We start from the raw sequence: 21,019 nt of genomic DNA, 5'->3' as shown, positions 1-21,019 counted from the left end.
CTGTTCTCTACAGGCCGTAGCGCTCGCGGGCTTCCTTGACCGCTGTGGCCTTGACCTCGCCCCGCCGCGCGAGCTGCGCCAGGGCCGCGACGACGATCGACTCCGCGTCGATCCCGAAGTGACGACGGGCGGCCTCACGGGTGTCGGACAGGCCGAACCCGTCCGCGCCCAGCGACGCCCAGTCCTGCTCGACCCACTGCGCGATCTGGTCGGGTACCTGCCGCATGTAGTCGGAGACGGCCAGCACGGGACCCTGCGCCCCCTGCAGCGCCCGCCGCACGAACGGCACCCGCTCCTCGCCCCGCAGCATCGCCGCGTCCGCGTCCATCGCGTCACGCCGCAGCTCGGTCCAGGACGTCGCGGACCAGACGTCCGCCGCCACGCCCCACTCCTCGGCGAGCAGCCGCTGCGCCTTCAGCGCCCAGTGGATCGCCGTGCCCGAGCCGAGGAGCTGGATCCGCGGGGCGACGGGGGCACCGCCCTGTTCGAGCGAAGCGGAGAGCTCGGGGGACACCGGGGCCAGTCCCGCCTCCTCCGCCGTGTTGTAGCGGTACAGGCCCTTGACGATGCCCTCGTCGACACCGGGCGTCGTCGGCTTCGCGGGCTGCGGCAGCGGCTCGTTGTAGACGGTCAGGTAGTAGAAGACGTTCGGGTCCTCGCCGGGCGCGGCCTCGCCGAACATCCGGCGCAGACCGTCCTTGACGATGACGCCGAGCTCGTACGCGAACGCCGGGTCGTACGACAGCGCCGCCGGGTTGGTCGCGGCGATCGCCGGCGAGTGACCGTCGGCGTGCTGCAGGCCCTCGCCCGTCAGCGTCGTACGGCCGGCCGTGGCGCCGACCAGGAAGCCGCGGGCCAGCTGGTCGCCGGCCTGCCACATCTGGTCGCCGGTGCGCTGCCAGCCGAACATCGAGTAGTAGATGTAGAACGGGATCATCGTCTCGCCGTGCGTCGCGTACGACGTCGAGGCGGCGATGAACTCGGCCATGGCGCCGGCCTCGGTGATCCCCTCGTTGAAGATCTGGCCGTTCGTCGCTTCCTTGTAGTACATGAGCTGGTCGCGGTCGACCGGCTCGTACGTCTGCCCCTTGGGCGAGTAGATGCCCAGGGACGGGAAGAGGCTCTCCATGCCGAAGGTGCGCGCCTCGTCGGGGACGATCGGCACCCAGCGCTTCCCGGTCTCCTTGTCGCGGACGAGGTCCTTGACCAGGCGGACGAAGGCCATCGTCGTGGCGACGGACTGCGTGCCGGAGCCCTTGTCGAACGCGGTGAACGCCTTGTCCGCCGGCATCGGCAGCGGCGCCACCGGGTGCACACGGCGGGACGGGGCCGGGCCGCCGAGGGCCGCGCGGCGCTCCTGGAGGTAGCGGACCTCGGGGGAGTCGGCGCCGGGGTGGCCGTAGGGGACCACGCCGTCGACGAACTGCGCGTCGGAGATCGGCAGGTCCAGCCGGTCGCGCATGTCCTTGAACTGCTCCACCGTCAGCTTCTTCATCTGGTGGTTGGCGTTCTTCGACGCGAAGCCGTCGCCGAGGGTGTGGCCCTTGACGGTCTGGGCGAGGATCACGGTCGGCGCGCCCTTGTGCGCGAGGGCCGCCTTGTACGCGGCGTAGACCTTGCGGGCCTCGTGGCCGCCGCGCGAGAAGTGGAAGCACTCGAGGATCTTGTCGTCGCTCAGCAGCTTCGCCATCTCGACGAGCGCCGGGTCCTTGCCGAAGAAGTCCTCGCGGATGTAGGCCGCGTCGCGCGTCTGGTACGTCTGCACCTGTGCGTCCGGCACCTCGCGCAGCCGGCGGACCAGCGCGCCCGTGGTGTCCAGCCGGAACAGCTCGTCCCAGGCGGTGCCCCACAGCGTCTTGATCACGTTCCAGCCGGCGCCCCGGAAGAGGGCCTCCAGCTCCTGCACGATCTTGAAGTTGGCGCGTACCGGACCGTCGAGCCGCTGCAGGTTGCAGTTGATGACGAAGGTCAGGTTGTCCAGGCCCTCGCGGGAGGCGAGGGTGAGCGCGGTGGTGGACTCCGGCTCGTCCATCTCGCCGTCGCCGAGGAACGCCCACACGTGGGAGTTGCTCAGGTCCTTGATGCCGCGGCTGGTCAGGTAGCGGTTGAACCGCGCCTGGTAGATCGCGGAGATCGGGCCGAGGCCCATGGAGACGGTGGGGAACTCCCACAGCCAGGGCAGCCGGCGCGGGTGCGGGTAGGAGGGCAGACCGTTGCCGCCGGCCTCGCGGCGGAAGTTGTCGAGCTGCGTCTCGCTGAGCCGGCCGTCGAGGAAGGCGCGGGCGTAGATGCCGGGGGAGGCGTGGCCCTGGACATAGAGCTGGTCGCCCGAGCCGTCGCCCTCCTTGCCGTGGAAGAAGTGGTTGAAGCCGGTCTCGTACAGCCAGGCGGCCGAGGCGAAGGTGGCGATGTGGCCGCCGACGCCGTATTTGCTGCCCCGGGTCACCATCGCGGCCGCGTTCCAGCGGTTCCACGCGGTGATACGGGACTCCAGCGCCTCGTCACCCGCGACGGCGGGCTCGGCGGCGGTGGGGATGGTGTTGACGTAATCCGTCTCGAGGAGCTGCGGCAGCGATACGCCGGCTCCCTCGGCGCGCTCCAGCGTGCGACGCATCAGATAGGCCGCGCGGTGCGGGCCGGCGGCCTCCGCGACGGCGTCCAGGGAGGCCTGCCATTCGGCGGTCTCCTCCGGGTCCCGGTCCGGGAGCTGGTCGAGCGCGCTCGGCTGGATGGCGTTGGGGTCGGTCATGTCAACCGCCTTCCTCAGTCGAAGGGGGTTCCCTCATCGGTAAGGGTTCAGGGTGCCCTTGGTCTTTGGCAGGACAGGGCGGTGGGCTTCGGTGCTGTGACACCATGCGGTCTCGCCGCGCGGCCCAACGAGGACTGTAACCCCGTGATCGATGATCGATCAAAGGGTTGAGAGCAAAATATCTTGATTCCGAGAAAGTCGGCACGGGGTGTCTCCGGCGGTGGCACCGGGTGACGGTTCCCTCCGGGGGTTCGCGCAGGTGCCGGGGGGTGCGCCCTGCCGGCCTCGGGTGCGCGGGAGAGCTCGGGGGGTGGGGCGCGCCCCTGACCGGGGCGCGGGGAACCGCGCGCCTTTCGGGTGCCCCGGGGCGGAGCCCCCGGGGGAGGGGAGGCCAGGGGTGGCGGGGGCGAAGAACCCCTGGTCAAGCCCTCGGCGCGCAGCCCAGGACGTGGGACTTGACCAACTCCGCGATCCGCGGATCCCGGCGGCGGAAGGCCGCGACGAGCTCCTCGTGCTCCTCCGCGTACGACTGCTGCACCGTGCCCAGCCACCGTATCGACAGCGCCGTGAAGACCTCGATCCCGAGCCCCTCCCACGTGTGCAGCAGCACCGAGTTCCCGGCCGCCCGCACCAGCTCCCGGTGGAACCCGACCGTGTGCCGCACCTGTCCCGTCCCGTCCGCCACCCGGTCGGCCGCGTACAGCGCGGCCACGTGCGGTTCCAGCGCCGAGCAGTCCTCCGCCAGCCGCTCCGCCGCCAGCTCCGCCGCGATCGCCTCCAGGCCGGCCCGTACGGGGTAGCTCTCCTCCAGGTCCGCCGCCGTCAGGTTCCGCACCCGGACGCCCTTGTTCGGCGCCGACTCGATCAGCCGCAGCGACTCCAGCTCCCGCAGCGCCTCCCGCACGGGCGTCTGGCTGACCTCCAGCTCGGTGGCGATACGGCGCTCCACGATCCGCTCGCCCGGCTGCCAGCGCCCGCTGACGATCCCCTCCACGATGTGCTCGCGGATCTGTTCGCGCAGCGAGTGGACGACGGGCGCGGTCATGAGGGCTCCGTAGGTTGCTGGACGGCCCGGCCGGGCCCACCGGCCCCCGGGGCGTTTGACGTTTAGACAATAAGGCCGTACACGCCACGCGGAAGGGCGCACGGGCGCGCTCACCCGCAGGTGAGACGAGACGCACACGCCGTTGCCACGTACACCCGGGTGCGGTGCGCCGGGAGAAGACGACGGTGCCCCCGCCCGGAAGAATCCGGGCGGGGGCACCGTGTGCACCGGTCTGGCGTGGGGGTCAGAGGCCCAGCTCGACCTCGAACTCGCCCGCCTCCAGGATCGCCTTGACCGCGGTCAGGTAACGGGCCGCGTCGGCGCCGTCCACCAGACGGTGGTCGTAGGACAGCGTCAGGTAGGTCATGTCGCGGACGCCGATGACCGTACCCTCCTCCGTCTCGATGACGGCCGGGCGCTTGACCGTGGCGCCGATGCCGAGGATGGCGACCTGGCCCGGCGGCACGATGATCGTGTCGAACAGCGCGCCGCGCGACCCGGTGTTGGAGATGGTGAAGGTCGCGCCGGACAGCTCGTCCGGGGTGATCTTGTTGGCCCGGACCTTGCCCGCGAGCTCGGCGGTGGCCTTGGCGATACCGGCGATGTTGAGGTCGCCCGCGTGCTTGATGACCGGGGTCATCAGGCCCTTCTCGGAGTCCACCGCGATCCCGATGCTCTCGGAGTCGAAGTAGGTGATGGTCCCCTCGGCCTCGTTGATCTTGGCGTTGATGACCGGGTGGGCCTTCAGCGCCTGGGCCGCCGCCTTGACGAAGAACGGCATCGGGGAGAGCTTGACGCCCTCGCGCGCGACGAAGGAGTCCTTCGCCTGGGCGCGCAGCCGCATCAGCCGGGTGACGTCGACCTCGACCACCGAGGACAGCTGGGCCTGCTCGTGCAGGGCCTTGACCATGTTGTCGCCGATGACCTTGCGGATCCGCGGCATCTTCACGGTCTGGCCGCGCAGCGGGGAGACCTCCAGCTTCGGGGTCCTCTTCGCCGACGACGGGGCGGGCGCCGCGGCGGCCGGCGCCGGGGCGGCGGCCTTCGCGGCCTCGGCGGCGGCGATCACGTCCTGCTTGCGGATCCGGCCGCCGACGCCGGTGCCCTTGACGGAGCCCAGGTCGACGCCGTTCTCGGCGGCGAGCTTGCGCACCAGCGGGGTCACGTAGGCGCCGTCGCCACCGGCGGTCGCGGCGGGAGCCGGAGCAGGGGCGGGAGCCGGCGCCGGGGCGGCCGGGGCCGGCGCGGGCGCCGGGGTCTCCTGGACCTGCGGGGCCGGGGCGGTCGGCGCCTGCGGGGCGGGCGCGGGCGCCGGGGCGGCGGCCTGCGGAGCCGGAGCGGGGGCCGGTGCCGGGGTGGGCGCCGGAGCGGGCTCGGGCCGGGCCGGGGCGGCGGGGGCGGCCGGAGCCGCCGCCGGGGTGGCACCCGGCTGACCGATGACGGCGAGTTTCGCGCCGACCTCGGCCGTCTCGTCCTCGGCGACCACGATCTCGAGCAGCACGCCGGAGGCGGGCGCCGGGATCTCGGTGTCGACCTTGTCCGTGGAGACCTCGAGCAGCGGCTCGTCGGCCTCGACGGACTCGCCGACCTCCTTCAGCCAGCGGGTCACCGTGCCCTCGGTGACCGACTCGCCGAGCGCCGGCAGCACCACGTCGGTGCCCTCGGCGGAACCGCCGCCGGCGGCGGCCTCGGGGGTCGGCGCCGGGGCGGGCGCGGCCTGCTCGGTGGAGGGGGCGGCCGCGGCGGGCTGGGGCGCCGGCTCGGGCTCGGGCTGCGGCGCGGGCTCGGCGGCGGGCGCGGGGGCCGCAGCCGGGGCGCCGGAGCCGTCGTCGATGACGGCGAGCTCGGCGCCGACCTCGACCGTCTCGTCCTCGGCGACCTTGATGGAGGACAGGACACCGGCGGCCGGCGAGGGGATCTCGGTGTCGACCTTGTCGGTCGACACCTCCAGCAGCGGCTCGTCGGCCTCGACGCGCTCGCCCTCGGCCTTCAGCCAGCGGGTGACAGTGCCCTCGGTGACGCTCTCACCGAGCGCCGGAAGGGTTACGGAAACCGCCATGGTTTCGGTTGCTCCTTAACGGAAGTGCGGAAGTCTGTTGTCGTCGACCGAGGGGGGTCAGTCGTGGGCGTGCAGCGGCTTGCCGGCCAGGGCCAGGTGGGCCTCGCCGAGCGCCTCGCTCTGCGTCGGGTGGGCGTGGATGAGCTGCGCGACCTCGGCCGGCAGCGCCTCCCAGTTGTAGATCAGCTGCGCCTCGCCGACCTGCTCACCCATGCGGTCGCCCACCATGTGCACGCCGACCACCGCACCGTCCTTGACCTGGACGAGCTTGATCTCGCCCGAGGTCTGGAGGATCTTGCTCCGGCCGTTGCCGGCCAGGTTGTACTTCAGGGCGACGACCTTGTCCGCACCGTAGATCTCCTTGGCCTTGGCCTCGGTGATGCCCACGGAGGCGACCTCGGGGTGGCAGTACGTCACCCGGGGGACACCGTCGTAGTCGATCGGCACGGTCTTCAGACCGGCCAGCCGCTCCGCCACCAGGATGCCCTCGGCGAAGCCGACGTGCGCGAGCTGGAGGGTCGGGACCAGGTCGCCGACGGCGGAGACGGTGGGCACGTTGGTGCGCATGTACTCGTCGACGAGGACGTAGCCGCGGTCCGTCGCGACACCGGCCTCCTCGTAGCCCAGTCCCTGCGAGACCGGGCCGCGGCCGATGGCGACGAGGAGGACCTCGGCCTCGAACTCCTTGCCGTCGGCGAGGGTGACCTTGACACCGTCCTGGGTGTACTCCGCCTTCTGGAAGAAGGTGCCCAGGTTGAACTTGATGCCGCGCTTGCGGAACGCGCGCTCCAGGAGCTTGGAGGAGTTCTCGTCCTCGACCGGGACGAGGTGCTTCAGGCCCTCGACGATCGTCACGTCGACGCCGAAGGACTTCCACGCGGAGGCGAACTCCACGCCGATGACGCCGCCGCCCAGGATGACCGCGGACTTCGGCACACGGTCGAGGACGAGGGCGTGGTCGGAGGAGATGATCCGGTCGCCGTCGATGTTCAGGCCCGGCAGCGACTTCGGCACGGAGCCGGTCGCCAGCAGGATGTGCCGGCCCTGGATGCGCTGCCCGCCCACGTCCACCGAGGTGGGGGAGGACAGGCGGCCCTCGCCCTCGATGTACGTCACCTTGCGGGAGGCGACCAGGCCCTGAAGGCCCTTGTACAGACCGGAGACGACCCCGTCCTTGTACTTGTGGACGCCCGCGATGTCGATGCCCTCGAAGGTCGCCTTGACGCCGACGGACTCGCTCTCGCGGGCCTGGTCGGCGATCTCGCCCGCGTGCAGCAGGGCCTTGGTGGGGATGCAACCCCGGTGCAGGCAGGTGCCGCCGACCTTGTCCTTCTCGATCAGGGCGACGTCCAGGCCCAGCTGCGCCCCGCGCAGGGCCGCGGCGTAACCACCGCTACCACCGCCGAGGATCACTAGGTCGAAAACGGTGCTGGCGTCGTTCGCCACGTCACGTCCTCCATGCATGTGCGCCACCGGTCGTCGGTGACCGGCTGACGGCTGGTGTCCGGCCGCTCGTTCTTCGGCCCTGGGTGGGGCCCTGTCCTGCCAGGCCCCATCTTCGCACTTGTCGCCGCCGGGTGAGACGCGGGGCCGGGAGTGAGACGTCCCACGCTCACCTGTGACGGGGCCCGCAGGCCGCGGGCCCCGTCACAGGTGAGGCTCAGCCGAGGTCGCCCGCCGCCGTGAGCTCCGCGAGCCGGACGAGGGTGCGCACGGCCGTGCCCGTGCCGCCCTTCGGCGTGTAGCCGAAGGGCGCGCCCTCGTTGAACGCCGGGCCCGCGATGTCCAGGTGGGCCCAGGTGATCCCCTCGCCCACGAACTCGCGCAGGAACAGGCCGGCCACCAGACCTCCGCCCATCCGCTCGCCCATGTTGGCGAGGTCGGCCGTGGGGGAGTCCAGCCCCTTGCGCAGGTGCTCCGGCAGCGGCATCGGCCAGGCCGGCTCGCCGACCTCCTCGGCCGCCTCGTGCACCGTGGTGCGGAACGCCTCGTCGTTGCCCATGACACCGAAGGTGCGGCTGCCGAGCGCCAGCATCATCGCGCCGGTCAGCGTGGCCACGTCGACGATCGCGTCCGGCTTCTCCTGCGAGGCGGCCCACAGCGCGTCGGCGAGGACCAGCCGGCCCTCGGCGTCGGTGTTGAGGACTTCGACCGTCTTGCCGCTGAACATGCGCAGCACGTCACCCGGGCGGGTGGCGGAACCGGAGGGCATGTTCTCGGCCAGCGCCAGCCAGCCGGTGACACCGACCTCCAGGCCGAGCCGCGCGGCGGTGACGACCGCGGCGAACACGGCGGCGGCACCGGCCATGTCGCACTTCATCGTCTCGTTGTGGCCGGCCGGCTTCAGGGAGATGCCGCCCGAGTCGTAGGTGATGCCCTTGCCGACGAAGGCGAGGTGCTTGGCCGACCGGGCGCCCTTGGCCGGGGTGTACGACAGTTTCACCAGGCGCGGCGGGGTGGCGGAGCCGACGCCGACACCCAGGATGCCGCCGTAGCCGCCCTTGGCGAGCGCTTTCTCGTCGAGGACCTGGATCTTGAGACCGTGCTCCTTGGCGGCGGCCTGCGCGAGCGCGGCGAACCCCTGCGGGGTGAGGTCGTTGGGCGGGGTGTTGACGAGGTCGCGGGCGCGGTTGAGCTCCTCGGCGACGGCGGTGGCGCGGGCGAGCGCCGCCTTGTGGGCGGTGTCGCGGGGCTTGCCGCCGAGCAGGGCGGCCTCGGCGAGGGGGGCCTTGCCGTTCTTGGCGTCCTTGCCGGTGCGGCCGTTCTCCTTGTACGCGTCGAAGGCGTACGCGCCGAGCAGTACGCCCTCGGCGACGGCGCCCAGGTCGGCGGCGTCGGCGACGGGGAGTGCGAAGGCGGCCTTGCGGGAGCCGGCGAGTGCGCGGGCGGCGGTGCCGGCGGCGCGGCGCAGGGTCTCCGCGGAGTACGAGGCGTCCTCCTCGGGCTCGGCGCCCAGGCCGACGGCCACGACGACGGGGGCCTTGAAGCCGGAGGGTGCCGGCAGCTTCGTCACCTCGCCCTCGGCGCCACAGGCACCGAGGGTTTCGAGCACGGTGGCGAGTGTGCCGTCGTACGCCGTGTCGACGGCCTCGGCGCCCGGTGCGACGACCGGGCCTTCGGCGCCCTTCGCGACACCGACCACGCAGGGCGTCGGCGCGGAGGCCGGACGCGGTGGCGGTGCTGAGAGTGAGAGCAGTCACGGTGGTGAATTCTCGCTTCCGTCTTGAGTGTTCTGTGGCCGAACGGATCGGGTCGACCGCCCGGTGCTGACCCTGGATCCGCGGTGCGTACTGGCTCCGACCGGCCCGGTCATGTGCCGCCGCCCCGAGCCTACGCGCAGGCCCCGCGCCGAGAGGGTTTCGCCCCCGCCGCCCCTGCCCTTCCCACGCCGGCAAGAGGCTCCGCCCCTTCCACCCCGGGGCTGTGTGGTCGGCCGACGGCCGGTGGGGACTTCCCGCGCAGCTCCCCGCGCACCTGGAAGACGGGGCCGCGCCCCCGCCATCCGGGCCGCGGGGAACTGCGCGAGCAACCACGACGGGCCCGCACTCGCCGACGGACCCCGTCCGTCCGAGCTCTCCGGGGCAAGGGGCGGAGCCCCTCGAGGGGGTCAGCCCAGGGACAGGACGAGCAGCGCCGCCGTCCCCGCCGTTTCCGCGAGTGCGCCGAAGACATCCCCCGTGACCCCGCCGAACCGCCGTACGCAGTGCCCCAGCGACAACTCGGCCGCACCGGCGGCGAGCGGCACCGCCAGCCCCGCCCGGACGGCGTCGTACGTGCCGCCCAGCGCGGCCCCGGCCGCGACGGCCAGCACGGTCGCGGCGGCGCCCACCGCCAGCGCCGCCCCCCTCGGCACCGTCCCCGCGACCGCCGCGCCCAGCCCCTCCGGGCGGGCCGCCGGCACGCCCCGCCGCGCGGCCAGGGTGAGGGCGAGCCGGGCCGCCACCCCCGACACCGCCGCCGCGACCAGCCCCCGCTGCCACGAGGCGCCGTACGCCTGGGCGAGCGCGGCGACCTGCCCGAGCAGCACCAGCAGCAGGGTGATCACCCCGAACGGCCCGATGTCGGAGCGCTTCATGATGTCCAGGGCCTCGGCGGCGGGCCTGCCGCTGCCCAGGCCGTCCGCGGTGTCGGCGAGCCCGTCCAGGTGCAGGCCCCGGGTGAGGACGGCCGGTACGGCGACGGCGGCCACCGCGGCGAGCAGGGCGCCGGCGCCGAGCCGCGTCAGCAACGCCCCGAGGAACCCGGCCGCCACCCCCACGGCCAGCCCGGCGACCGGTGCGCAGAGCATCCCGGCGCGCGCGGCCTCCCTGTCCCACCGGGTGACCCGGACGGGGAACACCGTGAGGGTGCCGAAGGCGAAGCGGAGGCCGGCCGAGCGCGGGGTCGTGGACACCGGCGCAGGTTACCGGGCGGTCGTGAACGGCCGCCCGGCCGGCAGCCGCCACGAAGTCCGATAACTGAATAAGGTGCGCTTATGGGACATTGGTGGGTCCGTAACGTCGTCGAGCCGGGCAAACTGCCCCTGCTGCTCGCGCTCGGCGCGTTCGTCCTCACCTTCCTGCTCACCCGCGTCGTCACCCGCATGATCCGGGCCGGAAAGGGCCCCTTCGGCAACATCAGCGCGGGCGGCACGCACATCCACCACGTGGTGCCCGGCGTCGTCCTCACCGTCCTCGGCGGCTTCGGCGCCGTCGCCAGCGGCAGGCACGGCTTCGCCTCCGGCGCGTTCGCCGTGGTGTTCGGCGTCGGCGCGGGCCTGATGCTCGACGAGTTCGCGCTGATCCTGCACCTGGACGACGTCTACTGGACCGAGGCCGGGCGCCGGAGCGTGGAGGTCGTGGTGGTGACGGCGGCCCTGGTCGGGCTGGTCCTCGTCGGGTTCCTGCCGTTCGGCGTCAACGACATGACCGGTCAGGAAATGCGGGACCGCGGCGGTGTCGTCGTCAGTGTCGCCGTCAACTTCGCGTTCTCGCTGCTCGCCCTGAGCAAGGGCAAGGCGCGGCTCGCGCTGTTCGGGGTGATCGTGCCGCTGATCGCGCTCGTCGGGGCGGTCCGGCTGGCCCGCCCCGGCTCGTTCTGGGCCACCCGCTTCTACCGCCGCCGCCCGCGCGCCCGGGCCCGCGCCCGGCTGCGCGCCTACCGCCACGACCGGCGCTGGAGCGGACCCCGCCGCCGCTTCCAGGACTGGATCGCCGGTGCCCCGACCCCACCGGACCCGCCACCCCCCGCCCCCGGCCGCCACTGACACCGGCCGGGCGCACGTACGCGTCGTCAGCGCCCGCCTCAGCGCCGGGACGCCAGGTGCCGCCGGTGCAGCCACTTCGGCAGTCCCGGGGCCTCCAGGAAGCCCTCCGCGCGGGCCGCCGCGATCGCGATCCGCGGCAGGTCCGCGCTCTTCTCGAAGAGGACGAAGCGCGGCTCCCAGATGGGCCGGTACTTCGCGTTGGCCCGGTACAGCGACTCGATCTGCCACCAGCGGGAGAAGAAGGTCAGCAGCGAACGCCACAGCCGCAGCACCGGCCCGGCGCCGAGGCGCGAGCCGCGCTCGAAGACCGAACGGAACATCGCGAAGTTGAGCGAGACCTGCGTGATCCCCAGCCCCGGGGCGGCCCGCAGCAGCTCGATCACCATGAACTCGATCAGCCCGTTGTCGCAGTCCCGCGCCCGCCGCATCAGATCCAGGGAGAGCCCGCACGGCCCCCACGGCACGAACGACAGCAGCGCCCGCAGCCGCCCGTCGGCGTCGACGCACTCGACCATCACGCACCGCCCGTCCGCCGGATCGCCGAGCCGCCCGAGCGCCATGCTGAAACCGCGCTCGGTGGCGCCGTCGCGCCAGTCGTCGGCGCGCCGCAGCAGGTACGCCATCTCGTCGGCCGGGATCTCCTCGTGGCGGCGGACGCGCACCCGGTGGCCGGCCCGCCGCACCCGGTTGTGCGCCTGGCGGACGGTACGCATGGCGCGGCCCTCCAGCGTGAACTCGGCGGTCTCCACCAGCGCCTCGTCGCCGAGTTCGAGCGCGTCCATGCCGTGCCGCGCGTACACCGTGCCGGCCTCCTCGCCGGCGCCCATCACCGCCGGGGTCCAGCCGTGCGCCCGGGCCTCGGCGAGCCAGGGCACGATGGCGCCCGGCCACGCCTCCGCGGTCCCCGAGCGGATCGCCGGAGGCCAGCGAGACCCCGCCGACGACGCGGTAGGCCACCGCCGCCTTCCCGGTCGGCGACCACACCACGCTCTTCTCCCGGCGCAGCGCGAAGTACCCGAGCGAGTCCCGCTCGCCGTGCCGCTCCAGCAGTGCGCGCAGCCGCTGCTCGTCCTCGGCGGTGAGCGGGTCCACGGCACGGCGGGCCCGGAACGCGGCGTGCGCGACGGCCAGCAGCAGCACCGTACTGAGCACGTTGATCGCGACGTCGACCCCGTTCGGGGTGGCGACGCCGGGGAACCGGGCGTTGTCGGCGGCGACCGAGATCAGCCGCAGGGTGCCGTAGTGCCAGCGTTCGAGGAAGGTCGAACGGTCCGCGTCCGGCGCCTGGTTGGTGACCGTCACCAGCAGCGCGGCCAGCAGCGAGCTGCCGAGCAGCCCGCCGGCCGCGACGACCGCGGCGAGCCGGGGGTTGGCGCGGTCCCCCTTGGCGTAGAACTCGCGGCGGCCGGCCAGCAGTGCGCCGACGAACGCGGCGGTGAGGACCAGGGAGACCCAGTTCTGCGGGGAGCGGCGGGCCCCGGACAGGGTCATGGCGAGGCCGAGCAGCACCAGGAAGGGACCGGCGAGCGCCAGGTTGAGGATCCACGCGGCCCGCTTGCGGCGGCGCAGGGTGACGGCGAGGAACAGGGTGAAGACCCCGGAGGCGAAACCGGCGGTCAGCAGGTACGGGGTGAACAGGTCGGCGTGGTTGTGCCGCCGTACGTCCTGGCCGAGGGAGACCCATACGGCGCTGAGCAGATTGACGCATGCGACGATCCGCACGTACCGGACGGCGAACGCGGCGGCCCGCCGGGCGAGCGCCGCCCGCCGTTCCGAGGTGCCGCGCCACGGCCCCCCGCGCCCCCAGGCCGTACGCAGCCGGGAGACGGGACGGAACCGGAGCCGGGGGACCGGGCGGCCGGGCCGTGGGACCGGGAGGGGCGGGGGCGCCGGACGGTCATCGGGTCCCACTGTGACTCGGGCATCTGCCATGAAACCGGATCATATCCGCACCGTCCCGCGGTACTTCGCCCGCTCCCCCTGCGAGACGTCAGGATCGCCGGGGGCGTTGCGCCACGATCCGGTAAGTGTTCGCAAAGCGTGTGCGCCTCAGCGCGGGCGCCAGCGCGTGGTCGATGGCCGCGCCCGCCGCCACCAGCGGTGCCCCGATGCCGAGGAGCACCTCGCGCACCGTGCGGGCCGGGGGTGACGGCGGGGCCGGCCGCCACGGAGTGTCCGGCGCCGGGGCTGCCCGGGACACGGCCAGGGCCAGCGCCGCGGCCAGGTCGCCGGGCGCGTGCGGCCGCGTCCGGTCCACCGCGAGGACCTCGCAGCCGCGCGCCGTCAGCTCCGCCGTCAGGTTCCGCACCGTCATCAGGTGCAGTTGCCGCGGCTGGTCGTAGGGGGCCCACCAGTGCCCCAGCAGCGGTGCGAACAGGCAGGCGGGATCGGGGAGTTCGAGCAGCAGGACGCCGCCGGGCCGCAGTACCGCGAGCGCGGCGCGCAGTTCGGCGCGCGGCCCCGGCACCCGCGGCAGGTGGTGCAGCATGCTCACCACGTCGTAGCGGCCTCGCAGCCGGGCGACGACGTGCGGGTCGGTGAGCTGCCCGCGGTGCGCCTCCTCCACCCGGCCCGCCTCCCGCGCCCGCTCCACGCGTTCCGTGGCGTCCAGCCCGTCGAAGGAGGTGTACGGGAAGAACTCCCGCGCCGCCGCCGGGAAGTGCCCGTACCCGGTGCCGACGTCGAGCCAGCTCTCCGGTTCGCCGTACGCCAGCATCGACCGTGCGGCGGCCCGGTGCCGTCGCCGGACCGCCCGCGCGAGCCCCGGCCGGGGCACCGGCTCCCCGGCCTCCAGGGGGCTTTCGGGGAGGTCGCGGTGGTGGAAGGCGAGCCCCTCGGCGGACAGCGGGGGGTTCTGGAAGGCGTGCCCGCAGTCCCGGCAGCCGTCGACGGTGAAGCTGCCGGGCCGGTGGCGCAGCAGGTCGGGGCTGCGCACCCGGGTGCGCAGCCGCCCCGAACCGCACCAGGGGCAGGTCTCGCGCCGCGGGCCGAGGAACCGCTCGACGCCCTGGGCGAGTTCGCCCAGGCACACGGTCCGCCGCGCGGTGATCGCCTGCGAGGTGCTGCGGGACATGGGCGGCTCCAGGAAGGCGGCAGACCGACAGGGGAATAAGCGGGCAAAGCGGAACGTATGGGATCACGCTCACCGGTGCAACGACGTGGTCCCGACGTGGCGCGGACGCGGCACGGATGTGGCGCCGACCGGTTCTGCCGCTGCCGGTACTGTTCGGCGAATGAGCTCGCTTAATCTCGACGACTTCACCGACCTGATCGAGCGCCCCGACGGCGGGGTGCGCCGCGACGCCGAGGCGCACCGGGAGAGCCGGACCGTGCCCCCCGGGGCCCTGGGCCGACTGGACGAGCTGGGTGAATGGCTGGCCGCGGCGCAGTCCGCGGTACCGGTGCGGCCGATCGAGCGGCCGCGCGCGGTGCTGTTCGCGGGCGACCACGGCGTCGCCGCGCTCGGGGTCTCGGCGCGCCCCGCGGGCACCGCCGAGCGGCTGGTGCGCGACGTACTGGACGGGGCCGGCCCGGCGGCGGTCCTCGCCCGCGGGGCCGGGGTGCCCGTACGGGTGATCGACATGGCCCTGGACTGCGACCCCGAGTCCCTGCCGGCCGAGGTCGTACGGCACCGGGTGCGGCGGGGCAGCGGGCGCATCGACATCGAGGACGCGCTCACCGCGGAGGAGGCCGAGGCGGCGTTCCGGGCCGGTATGGCGGTGGCTGACGAGGAGGCCGACGCGGGTACGGACCTGATCGTCCTCGGCGACCTCAGTGTCGGCGGGACGACCGCGGCGGCCGTGCTCGTCGCGGCGCTGTGCGGGACCGACGCGTCCGTGGTGACCGGGCGGGGCGGGCAGGCCATCGACGACCTGGCGTGGATGCGCAAGTGCGCGGCGATCCGCGACGCGCTGCGGCGGGCGCGGCCGGTGCTGGGGGATCAGCTCCAGTTGCTGGCGACGGTCGGCGGGGCGGACCTCGCGGCGATGACGGGCTTCCTGCTGCAGTGCGCCGTGCGCAAGACGCCGGTGATCCTGGACGGGGTGGTGTCGGCGGCGTGTGCGCTGGTGGGGCAGCGGATCGCGTTCCGGGCGCCGGACTGGTGGCTGGCGGGGCAGAGCAGCGGGGAGCCGGGGCAGGCTAAGGCGCTGGACCGGATGGCGATGGAGCCGCTGCTGGACCAGGGGGTGACGGTGGGCGAGGGTGCGGGGGCGCTCCTCGCCCTCCCCCTGGTCCGTGCCGCCGCGTCCCTGGCAGCGGACCTCCCCGAACGCCCGGCGCAGCCGGAGTGACCCCCGGGCGGCGGGGGCGGGGCAAGCGCTTCCTCAGCCGCGCAACGGCAGGGGCTGGCCGGCGACGACGAGCAGCACCGTCTCGCACTCCGCCGCCACCGCCGCGTTCAACCGCCCCAGTTCATCCCGGTACCGCCGCCCCGACACCGTCGCCGGCACGATCCCGGACCCCACCTCGTTGGACACGACGACCACCGTCCGCCGAGCCCCCCGCACCGCCTCCGCGAGCTCCCCCACCCGCGCCCGCAACGCCTTCTCCCCACCCCCGCCCCACTCCGCGTCGTCCCACGCGGACACCGTGTCCATCGCGTCGGTAAGCCACAGCGACAGACAGTCGATCAGCACCGGCGGCCCGCTCTCGCCCAGCAGCGGCACCAGGTCGCACGTCTCCACCGTCCGCCACGACCCCGGCCGCCGCTCCCGGTGTGCGGCCACCCGCGCCGCCCACTCGGTGTCCCCGCCCCGCGTGCCCCCCGTCGCCACGTACAGCACGTCGGGGAAGGACTCCAGCCGCCGCTCCGCCTCCACGGACTTCCCCGACCGGGCGCCCCCCAGCACCAGCGTGCGGCGAGGCACGTCGGGCACGTCCTCGTAGACGCCCACCGTCAACGTCGTCCCGTCCGGCACCGCCCGCGCGCCCGCCGCCGCGAGCCGCCGCCGCGTCTCGGCGCCCGGCGGCACGTCGTGGTCGAGGTGCGCGGCGACCACGTCCGTCGCCGGTCCCGCCGCGCCCACCGCCCGCAGCCGCGCCAGCGCGTCGGGCCGTCCCAGCACATCGGCGACGACCATGTCGTACGGCTCGCCGCCCGCCCCGTTCTCCAGCCCGGCCGGCGCGCCCCCGGGCGGCAGGTACAGCAGCCGGGTGCCGTCCGGGCCGGTCACCGCGTACCCGGTGCCCGGCGCGTCCAGTGCCACCGCCCGCACCCGGTGCCCGGTCAGCAGCGCCAGTTCCCGCCCGTCCGGGACCCGCCCCGGCTGCGGCAGCTCCGCCGGGACCTCGACCGCGGGCCCGTCGTGCGGATGCGACAGCAGCACCTGCCGTACGCCGCCCAGGGAGCGCCCCGCGCGGGCCGCCGCGAAGGCCGCGCCCGGCGTCAGGTCGAGCAGCAGCGTGTCGTCGACGAGGAGCGCGGTCGCCGCGCGCGCGTCCGCGCCGAGCGAGGTCGCGCAGGCGGCGCAGGGGCAGTCGGGACGGGGCAGGCCCGCGGGGGCGCCGGTGCCGAGCAGAGTCAGTTCCACGAACCCGATTTTCACTTGTTTTCACCGGTCCCCGCAGATCTTGCGCGCCCGACTAGGCTTCGCAGCGGGAGCCGGACCATGATCCGGCTCCCGCTGTGCAGTGTGCTCACACCTTGGAGGCGTACATGGCGGCATGGACGTGGCGGTTCGAGAAGGCCGACGGGGCGGAGGTCGAGCCCGCTGTCGTGCCGGAGGAGTTCACCACACAGGGGGATGCCGAGTCCTGGATCGGGGAGTACTTCAAGGAGCTGCGCGAGGGCGGCACCGATCAGGTGCGGCTGTTCGAGGACGGCACGCAGATCTACGGGCCGATGAGCCTGCACGCCGAGGAGGCACGGCCGGCCGAGGAGCCGCAGGAGTCCGGGCAGTCGCCGGAGCCCGGGCAGCCGCAGGAGTCCGGGCAGCCGCAGGAGTAGGGGACACGGGCGGGGCCGGGGCGGCGCCGCCGCCCGCCGGTGGCGTCACTGCTCGCCCAGGGTCACGCGCGCCGTCCTGTGGCCGCCGTCCCTCGTGTACGTCACCTCGGTGCGGTCGCCCGGCTTCCTGCTCGCCAGGGCCTCGGCGAGCGAGGTGAGGGTGGTGACCCGGGTGCCGCCCAGTCCGGTGATGACGTCACCGGGCCTGAGCCCCGCCCGGTCGGCCGGGCCGCCCTTGGTCACGTCCACGACCGCGACCCCGGCCGGCTGGTAGTCGTCGCCGACCACGGTTCTGGCCGTGATGCCGAGGGCCGCCCGGCCGGAGTCGGTGACCTTGCCGTGTTTCACGATCTGGTCGGCGACGGTCTTCACCATGGACGACGGGATCGCGAACCCGATCCCCGGCGCCGCGCTGCCGCCCAGGTCCGGGTCGGTCGCGGCGAGTGTGGGAATGCCGATCACCCGGCCGTCGAGGTCCACGAGCGCGCCCCCGCTGTTGCCGGGGTTGATCGCCGCCGAGGTCTGCAGCATGTTCGGCAGGGTGGCGCCCGTGCCACCGTCCGAGCGGCCCTCGCTGACGGTGCGGCCGGTCGCCGACACGATGCCCTGGGTCACGCTCGACGACAGACCGAGCGGGGAGCCCATCGCCAGCACGATCCGGCCGACCGCGACCTTCGTCGAGTCGCCGAAGCGGGCCGCCCGCAGCCCCTGCGGCAGCTTGTCCAGCTTGATCACGGCGAGGTCCTGCTCGGGGTACGAGTAGATCAGCCGCGCGCTGAGGGTGCCCTCGCTGTTGGCCGTGGTCACCGCGAACGTCTTCTCGCCGCCGACCACGTGCGCGTTGGTGACGATGTGCCCCTTGTCGTCGTACACCACCCCGGAGCCCAGGTCATGGCTCGCCCGGATCTGCACCACCGAGGGCAGGACGTCCCTGATGACCCTCTGGTAGTCGGCCTGCAGGTCGTCGGCGGCGAGGGGGCGGGTGGCGGGGGTGGCCGTCGCGGCGCGGGGGGTGGTGCCGGTGCGGTCGCCCGTGCCGTTGGCCGTGCCGTTGTCGGAGCAGGCGCCCAGGAGGAGGGCGGCGCTCGCGACGGCGGCGCACGCCGCGAGTGCGTGGCTGCGGGAAGCGTCCATACGGTGAGTCTGCGGCCCCCGGGTGCCGGTGGCCCGAGGTGACCCCCCGAACGGGCCCGGGTTCCCTCGCCCCCGCCGCCCTTGCCCTTCCCCCTGCGGGGCTCCGCTGCTTCACCCCGGAGAGCTCGGGGTGGGTGGGGTGCCGTCGGGGGCTGCGGGTGGGCGGGGACTTCTGGCGCAGTTCCCCGCGCTCCTGAAAGGCCGGGGCGCCCCCTGCCTCTGGGGGCGCGGGGCTGTGCTCCCTATGCCACTTCGCCGCGGGGCGCGACCGGCCACGTCGCACCCGCGCTCGCCGATGCGCCCCGCCCGCCCGGACTCTCAGGCGCCCCGTACTCCGCAGAGGTGCAGCAGCGCCGCCACGCGCCGGTACGGGTCCGTGCGCCCCGCCCGTTCCTCCGCGGCCAGCAGCGCGGAGAGCGCGCCCTCGGCCGCCGGGGGCGGTGTCCCGTCCGGCGCGGTGTCCGTGAAGACCCGTACGCCGTACCAGGCGTGCAACGGCGCGCCGATCCCGGCGAGTGTCGCCGTCAGCGCGTCGAGCCGGTCGGCGCGCACCGACAGGCCCAGCCGATTGGTGTATGCCGTCGTGTCGAACGCGGCCAGCGCCGTCTGCCAGTCGCCGGACAGTCCCGGCCGCATCGCCAGCGCGTCGCCGTTGCGCACCAGCAGGGACAGCAGGCCGCCGGGGGCCAGCATCCGGGCCAGCCCCGCCACCAGCGGATCCGGCTCCTCGACGTACATCAGCACCCCGTGGCACAGCACCACGTCGAAACTGCCCGGCAGGAAGTGCACGCCGGTGTCGCGGCCGTCGCCCTCGATGATCCGCATCCGCTCGCGGACGCCCTCCGGCTCGGCGGCCAGCGCCTCGTGCGCCGCGACGAGCATCCGCGCGTCCCGCTCCAGGCCGGTCACCCTGTGCCCGGCCCGCAGCAGCCGCAGTGCCTGCGTGCCCTGGCCCATGCCGACGTCGAGCACCCGCAGCCGCTTCCCGACCGGGAACCGGCCGGCTATCTGCTCGTCGAGCTGCCGGGCCACCAGCTCCTGCCGGACCATGTCCCGCAGCCCGCCCAGCTTGTTCAGCCAGGCATCGGCCGCGCCCCCCGAGAACTCGTCCGTAGTCAGGGCCGCTCTCCGCGCTTGACCTGGGGCTTGGGCAGCCGCAGCCGCCGCATCTGCAGCGAGCGCATCAGCGCGTAGGCCACTGCGCCCCGCCGGTTCGCGTCCGGGAAGCGCTCGGTGAGCCGCTTGCGCAGACGGAACGCGGAGAGGACCGAGTCGAGCACGATCAGCACGATCACGACCAGCCACAGCAGCAGCGCGATGTTCTGCAGCGAGCCCACTCGCACCAGGCTCAGCACCAGGATGACCACGGCCATCGGCAGGAAGAACTCCGCGACGCTGAACCGCGAGTCGATGTAGTCCCGCGCGAACTTGCGCACCGGCCCCTTGTCGCGCGCGGGGAGGTACCGCTCGTCACCGCTGGCCAGCGCCTGGCGCTGACGTTCCATCGCGGCACGGCGCTCGTCGCGCTGCCGCCGGGAGGCGTCCTTGCGCGTGAGCGGAGTGGTCGCGACGCTGCGGCGCTGCGACTGGGCCTCGCTGCGCTTGGGGGTCGGCCGGCCCTTCGGGGCCTGCGGGTCACGGGTCTGCTTGGAGCCGGTCGCGCTCACCTTGTCGGTGACGGCGGCCTTCTCGTCCTTGGCGCGGCTTCGGAACACAAAGCCCAAGGGTACGGGGTGCGCCTGCATGGACCGCAGCCGCGTGGGGAACGATCCCGCAACACCATTCGTCTGCAGGGGGAGGGATGCGGGGGTTTCTGGTGGTGGCGCCCGGGGGTACTCGGGTGGACCGGGGAGATTCCCGCGGTTTCGGGGAAGCACCTACTCCCTGGGCGGGAGCGGAGCCGTCCGCAGTCGTCCTTGGGGATGAGCGCATCGGTCCCCGAACAGTGCGGTAATGGAGGCAGGGCCCGTACTGTGGGTTCTGTCGCAGTCGCAGGAGCCGGAGTCCGTCAGAAGGGGGCGCGCGAAGCCCATGAGCGGTGTCATGAAGCGTATGGGGATGATCTTCCGCGCGAAGGCGAACAAGGCCCTTGACCGGGCCGAGGATCCGCGCGAGACCCTCGACTACTCGTATCAGAAGCAGCTGGAGCTGCTGCAGAAGGTCCGCCGCGGCGTCGCCGACGTGGCGACCTCGCGCAAGCGCCTGGAGCTCCAGCTCAACCAGCTCCAGTCGCAGTCCGGGAAGCTGGAGGACCAGGGCCGCAAGGCGCTCGCGCTCGGCCGGGAGGACCTCGCCCGCGAGGCGCTGTCCCGTCGCGCCGCGCTCCAGCAGCAGGTCACGGACCTGGAGACGCAGCACCAGACCCTCCAGGGCGAGGAGGAGAAGCTCACCCTCGCCGCCCAGCGCCTCCAGGCCAAGGTGGACGCCTTCCGTACGAAGAAGGAGACCATCAAGGCCACCTACACCGCCGCCCAGGCGCAGACCCGGATCGGCGAGGCCTTCTCCGGCATCTCCGAGGAGATGGGCGACGTCGGCCTGGCCATCCAGCGCGCCGAGGACAAGACGCAGCAGATGCAGGCCCGCGCCGGCGCCATCGACGAACTCCTCGCCTCCGGCGCCCTGGACGACCCCTCCGGCATGGCCAAGGACGACATCCAGGCCGAGCTGGACCGCCTCTCCGGCGGCACGGACGTGGAGCTGGAGCTGCAGCGCATGAAGGCCGAGCTGGCGGGCCCCGCCGAGCAGCGGCAGGCGATCGAGGGCGGCGACGGACAGGACCAGGCACAGCCCCAGGCACAGCCCCAGTCCAAGGACACCCCGCGCTTCGACAAGCAGTGACG

Annotated in this window: 14 protein-coding genes and 2 pseudogenes; 4 read left to right on the top strand and 12 right to left on the bottom strand. The window is 73.8% G+C overall.

Annotation, left to right across the window (positions count from 1 at the left end; all coding sequences use genetic code 11):
• Positions 1-7: 7 nt before the first annotated feature.
• The 6 genes and pseudogenes from aceE to QFZ64_RS10095 all read right to left on the bottom strand — a co-directional run bounded on the left by aceE (position 8) and on the right by QFZ64_RS10095 (position 10,246).
• Positions 8-2,749, bottom strand: a complete 2,742-nt coding sequence (gene aceE, locus QFZ64_RS10120) for a pyruvate dehydrogenase (acetyl-transferring), homodimeric type (protein ID WP_307064546.1) — start codon at positions 2,747-2,749, stop codon at positions 8-10.
• A gap of 421 nt (positions 2,750-3,170) precedes the next feature.
• Positions 3,171-3,794 carry a GntR family transcriptional regulator gene (locus QFZ64_RS10115; RefSeq protein ID WP_307064545.1) on the bottom strand — a complete coding sequence of 208 codons (624 nt, stop codon included), beginning with the start codon at positions 3,792-3,794 and terminating at the stop codon, positions 3,171-3,173.
• 244 nt (positions 3,795-4,038) lie between these two features.
• On the bottom strand, positions 4,039-5,853 hold the full coding sequence (gene sucB, locus QFZ64_RS10110) for a 2-oxoglutarate dehydrogenase, E2 component, dihydrolipoamide succinyltransferase (RefSeq protein WP_307064544.1): 1,815 nt from the start codon (positions 5,851-5,853) through the stop codon (positions 4,039-4,041).
• 57 nt (positions 5,854-5,910) lie between these two features.
• Positions 5,911-7,299: a dihydrolipoyl dehydrogenase gene (gene lpdA, locus QFZ64_RS10105; RefSeq protein WP_307064543.1), complete on the bottom strand. Its 1,389-nt coding sequence runs from the start codon at positions 7,297-7,299 to the stop codon at positions 5,911-5,913.
• A 214-nt stretch (positions 7,300-7,513) separates the two neighbouring features.
• Positions 7,514-9,053 (bottom strand): annotated as a pseudogene (locus tag QFZ64_RS10100) (leucyl aminopeptidase).
• Between the two features lie 407 nt (positions 9,054-9,460).
• A complete protein-coding gene (locus QFZ64_RS10095; RefSeq protein WP_307064542.1) occupies positions 9,461-10,246 on the bottom strand; it encodes an adenosylcobinamide-GDP ribazoletransferase in 786 nt (261 codons plus the stop codon).
• A gap of 81 nt (positions 10,247-10,327) precedes the next feature.
• On the opposite strand from QFZ64_RS10095, the gene QFZ64_RS10090 reads away from it, so the two are divergent.
• Positions 10,328-11,098, top strand: coding sequence for a hypothetical protein (locus tag QFZ64_RS10090; protein WP_307064541.1), 771 nt, complete (start codon positions 10,328-10,330; stop codon positions 11,096-11,098).
• A gap of 38 nt (positions 11,099-11,136) precedes the next feature.
• Here QFZ64_RS10090 and QFZ64_RS10085 read toward each other — a convergent pair.
• Together QFZ64_RS10085 and QFZ64_RS10080 are read right to left on the bottom strand one after the other, a co-directional pair.
• A pseudogene (locus QFZ64_RS10085) lies at positions 11,137-13,030 on the bottom strand (phosphatidylglycerol lysyltransferase domain-containing protein).
• Positions 13,031-13,088: 58 nt separating this feature from the next.
• A complete protein-coding gene (locus tag QFZ64_RS10080) occupies positions 13,089-14,171 on the bottom strand; it encodes a methyltransferase domain-containing protein (RefSeq protein ID WP_307064540.1) in 1,083 nt (360 codons plus the stop codon).
• A 160-nt stretch (positions 14,172-14,331) separates the two neighbouring features.
• On the opposite strand from QFZ64_RS10080, the gene cobT reads away from it, so the two are divergent.
• On the top strand, positions 14,332-15,390 hold the full coding sequence (cobT, locus tag QFZ64_RS10075; RefSeq protein WP_307064539.1) for a nicotinate-nucleotide--dimethylbenzimidazole phosphoribosyltransferase: 1,059 nt from the start codon (positions 14,332-14,334) through the stop codon (positions 15,388-15,390).
• A 33-nt stretch (positions 15,391-15,423) separates the two neighbouring features.
• Here the strand turns inward: cobT and QFZ64_RS10070 are convergent, their stop codons facing one another.
• Positions 15,424-16,629 carry a bifunctional adenosylcobinamide kinase/adenosylcobinamide-phosphate guanylyltransferase gene (locus tag QFZ64_RS10070; protein ID WP_307064538.1) on the bottom strand — a complete coding sequence of 402 codons (1,206 nt, stop codon included), beginning with the start codon at positions 16,627-16,629 and terminating at the stop codon, positions 15,424-15,426.
• A gap of 125 nt (positions 16,630-16,754) precedes the next feature.
• Here QFZ64_RS10070 and QFZ64_RS10065 point away from each other — a divergent pair, with 125 nt between their 5' ends.
• Complete coding sequence (locus tag QFZ64_RS10065) at positions 16,755-17,045, top strand: hypothetical protein (protein WP_307064537.1); 291 nt, start codon at positions 16,755-16,757, stop codon at positions 17,043-17,045.
• Positions 17,046-17,090: 45 nt separating this feature from the next.
• Here QFZ64_RS10065 and QFZ64_RS10060 read toward each other — a convergent pair whose 3' ends face one another.
• From QFZ64_RS10060 to QFZ64_RS10050, 3 genes are all read right to left on the bottom strand, one after another.
• Positions 17,091-18,179: a S1C family serine protease gene (locus QFZ64_RS10060; protein ID WP_307064536.1), complete on the bottom strand. Its 1,089-nt coding sequence runs from the start codon at positions 18,177-18,179 to the stop codon at positions 17,091-17,093.
• Positions 18,180-18,497: 318 nt separating this feature from the next.
• Positions 18,498-19,211 (bottom strand): bifunctional 2-polyprenyl-6-hydroxyphenol methylase/3-demethylubiquinol 3-O-methyltransferase UbiG, encoded by a 714-nt coding sequence (locus QFZ64_RS10055; RefSeq protein ID WP_307071637.1) that lies wholly within the window; start codon positions 19,209-19,211, stop codon positions 18,498-18,500.
• 83 nt (positions 19,212-19,294) lie between these two features.
• The gene (locus QFZ64_RS10050) at positions 19,295-19,924 is read right to left on the bottom strand and encodes a DUF3043 domain-containing protein (protein ID WP_307064535.1); all 630 of its coding nucleotides are present in this window, start codon (positions 19,922-19,924) and stop codon (positions 19,295-19,297) included.
• A gap of 286 nt (positions 19,925-20,210) precedes the next feature.
• On the opposite strand from QFZ64_RS10050, the gene QFZ64_RS10045 reads away from it, so the two are divergent.
• Positions 20,211-21,017, top strand: coding sequence for a PspA/IM30 family protein (locus QFZ64_RS10045; protein ID WP_307064534.1), 807 nt, complete (start codon positions 20,211-20,213; stop codon positions 21,015-21,017).
• Positions 21,018-21,019 lie beyond the last annotated feature (2 nt).

Origin of the sequence: Streptomyces sp. B3I8, from assembly GCF_030816915.1 — a bacterium.
Taxonomy (GTDB): domain Bacteria; phylum Actinomycetota; class Actinomycetes; order Streptomycetales; family Streptomycetaceae; genus Streptomyces.
Note: the sequence above shows the minus strand (reverse complement) of the source record. Positions and strands in the feature narration are given on the sequence as shown.

Bases quoted from the DNA above. Each gene is read 5' to 3' on its own strand.
- aceE (WP_307064546.1), bottom strand. From the start codon at position 2,749: ATGACCGACCCCAACGCCATCCAGCCGAGCGCGCTCGACCAGCTCCCG.
- QFZ64_RS10115 (WP_307064545.1), bottom strand. From the start codon at position 3,794: ATGACCGCGCCCGTCGTCCACTCGCTGCGCGAACAGATCCGCGAGCAC.
- sucB (WP_307064544.1), bottom strand. From the start codon at position 5,853: ATGGCGGTTTCCGTAACCCTTCCGGCGCTCGGTGAGAGCGTCACCGAG.
- QFZ64_RS10090 (WP_307064541.1), top strand. From the start codon at position 10,328: ATGGGACATTGGTGGGTCCGTAACGTCGTCGAGCCGGGCAAACTGCCC.
- QFZ64_RS10080 (WP_307064540.1), bottom strand. From the start codon at position 14,171: ATGTCCCGCAGCACCTCGCAGGCGATCACCGCGCGGCGGACCGTGTGC.
- cobT (WP_307064539.1), top strand. From the start codon at position 14,332: ATGAGCTCGCTTAATCTCGACGACTTCACCGACCTGATCGAGCGCCCC.
- QFZ64_RS10065 (WP_307064537.1), top strand. From the start codon at position 16,755: ATGGCGGCATGGACGTGGCGGTTCGAGAAGGCCGACGGGGCGGAGGTC.
- QFZ64_RS10060 (WP_307064536.1), bottom strand. From the start codon at position 18,179: ATGGACGCTTCCCGCAGCCACGCACTCGCGGCGTGCGCCGCCGTCGCG.
- QFZ64_RS10050 (WP_307064535.1), bottom strand. From the start codon at position 19,924: ATGCAGGCGCACCCCGTACCCTTGGGCTTTGTGTTCCGAAGCCGCGCC.
- QFZ64_RS10045 (WP_307064534.1), top strand. From the start codon at position 20,211: ATGAGCGGTGTCATGAAGCGTATGGGGATGATCTTCCGCGCGAAGGCG.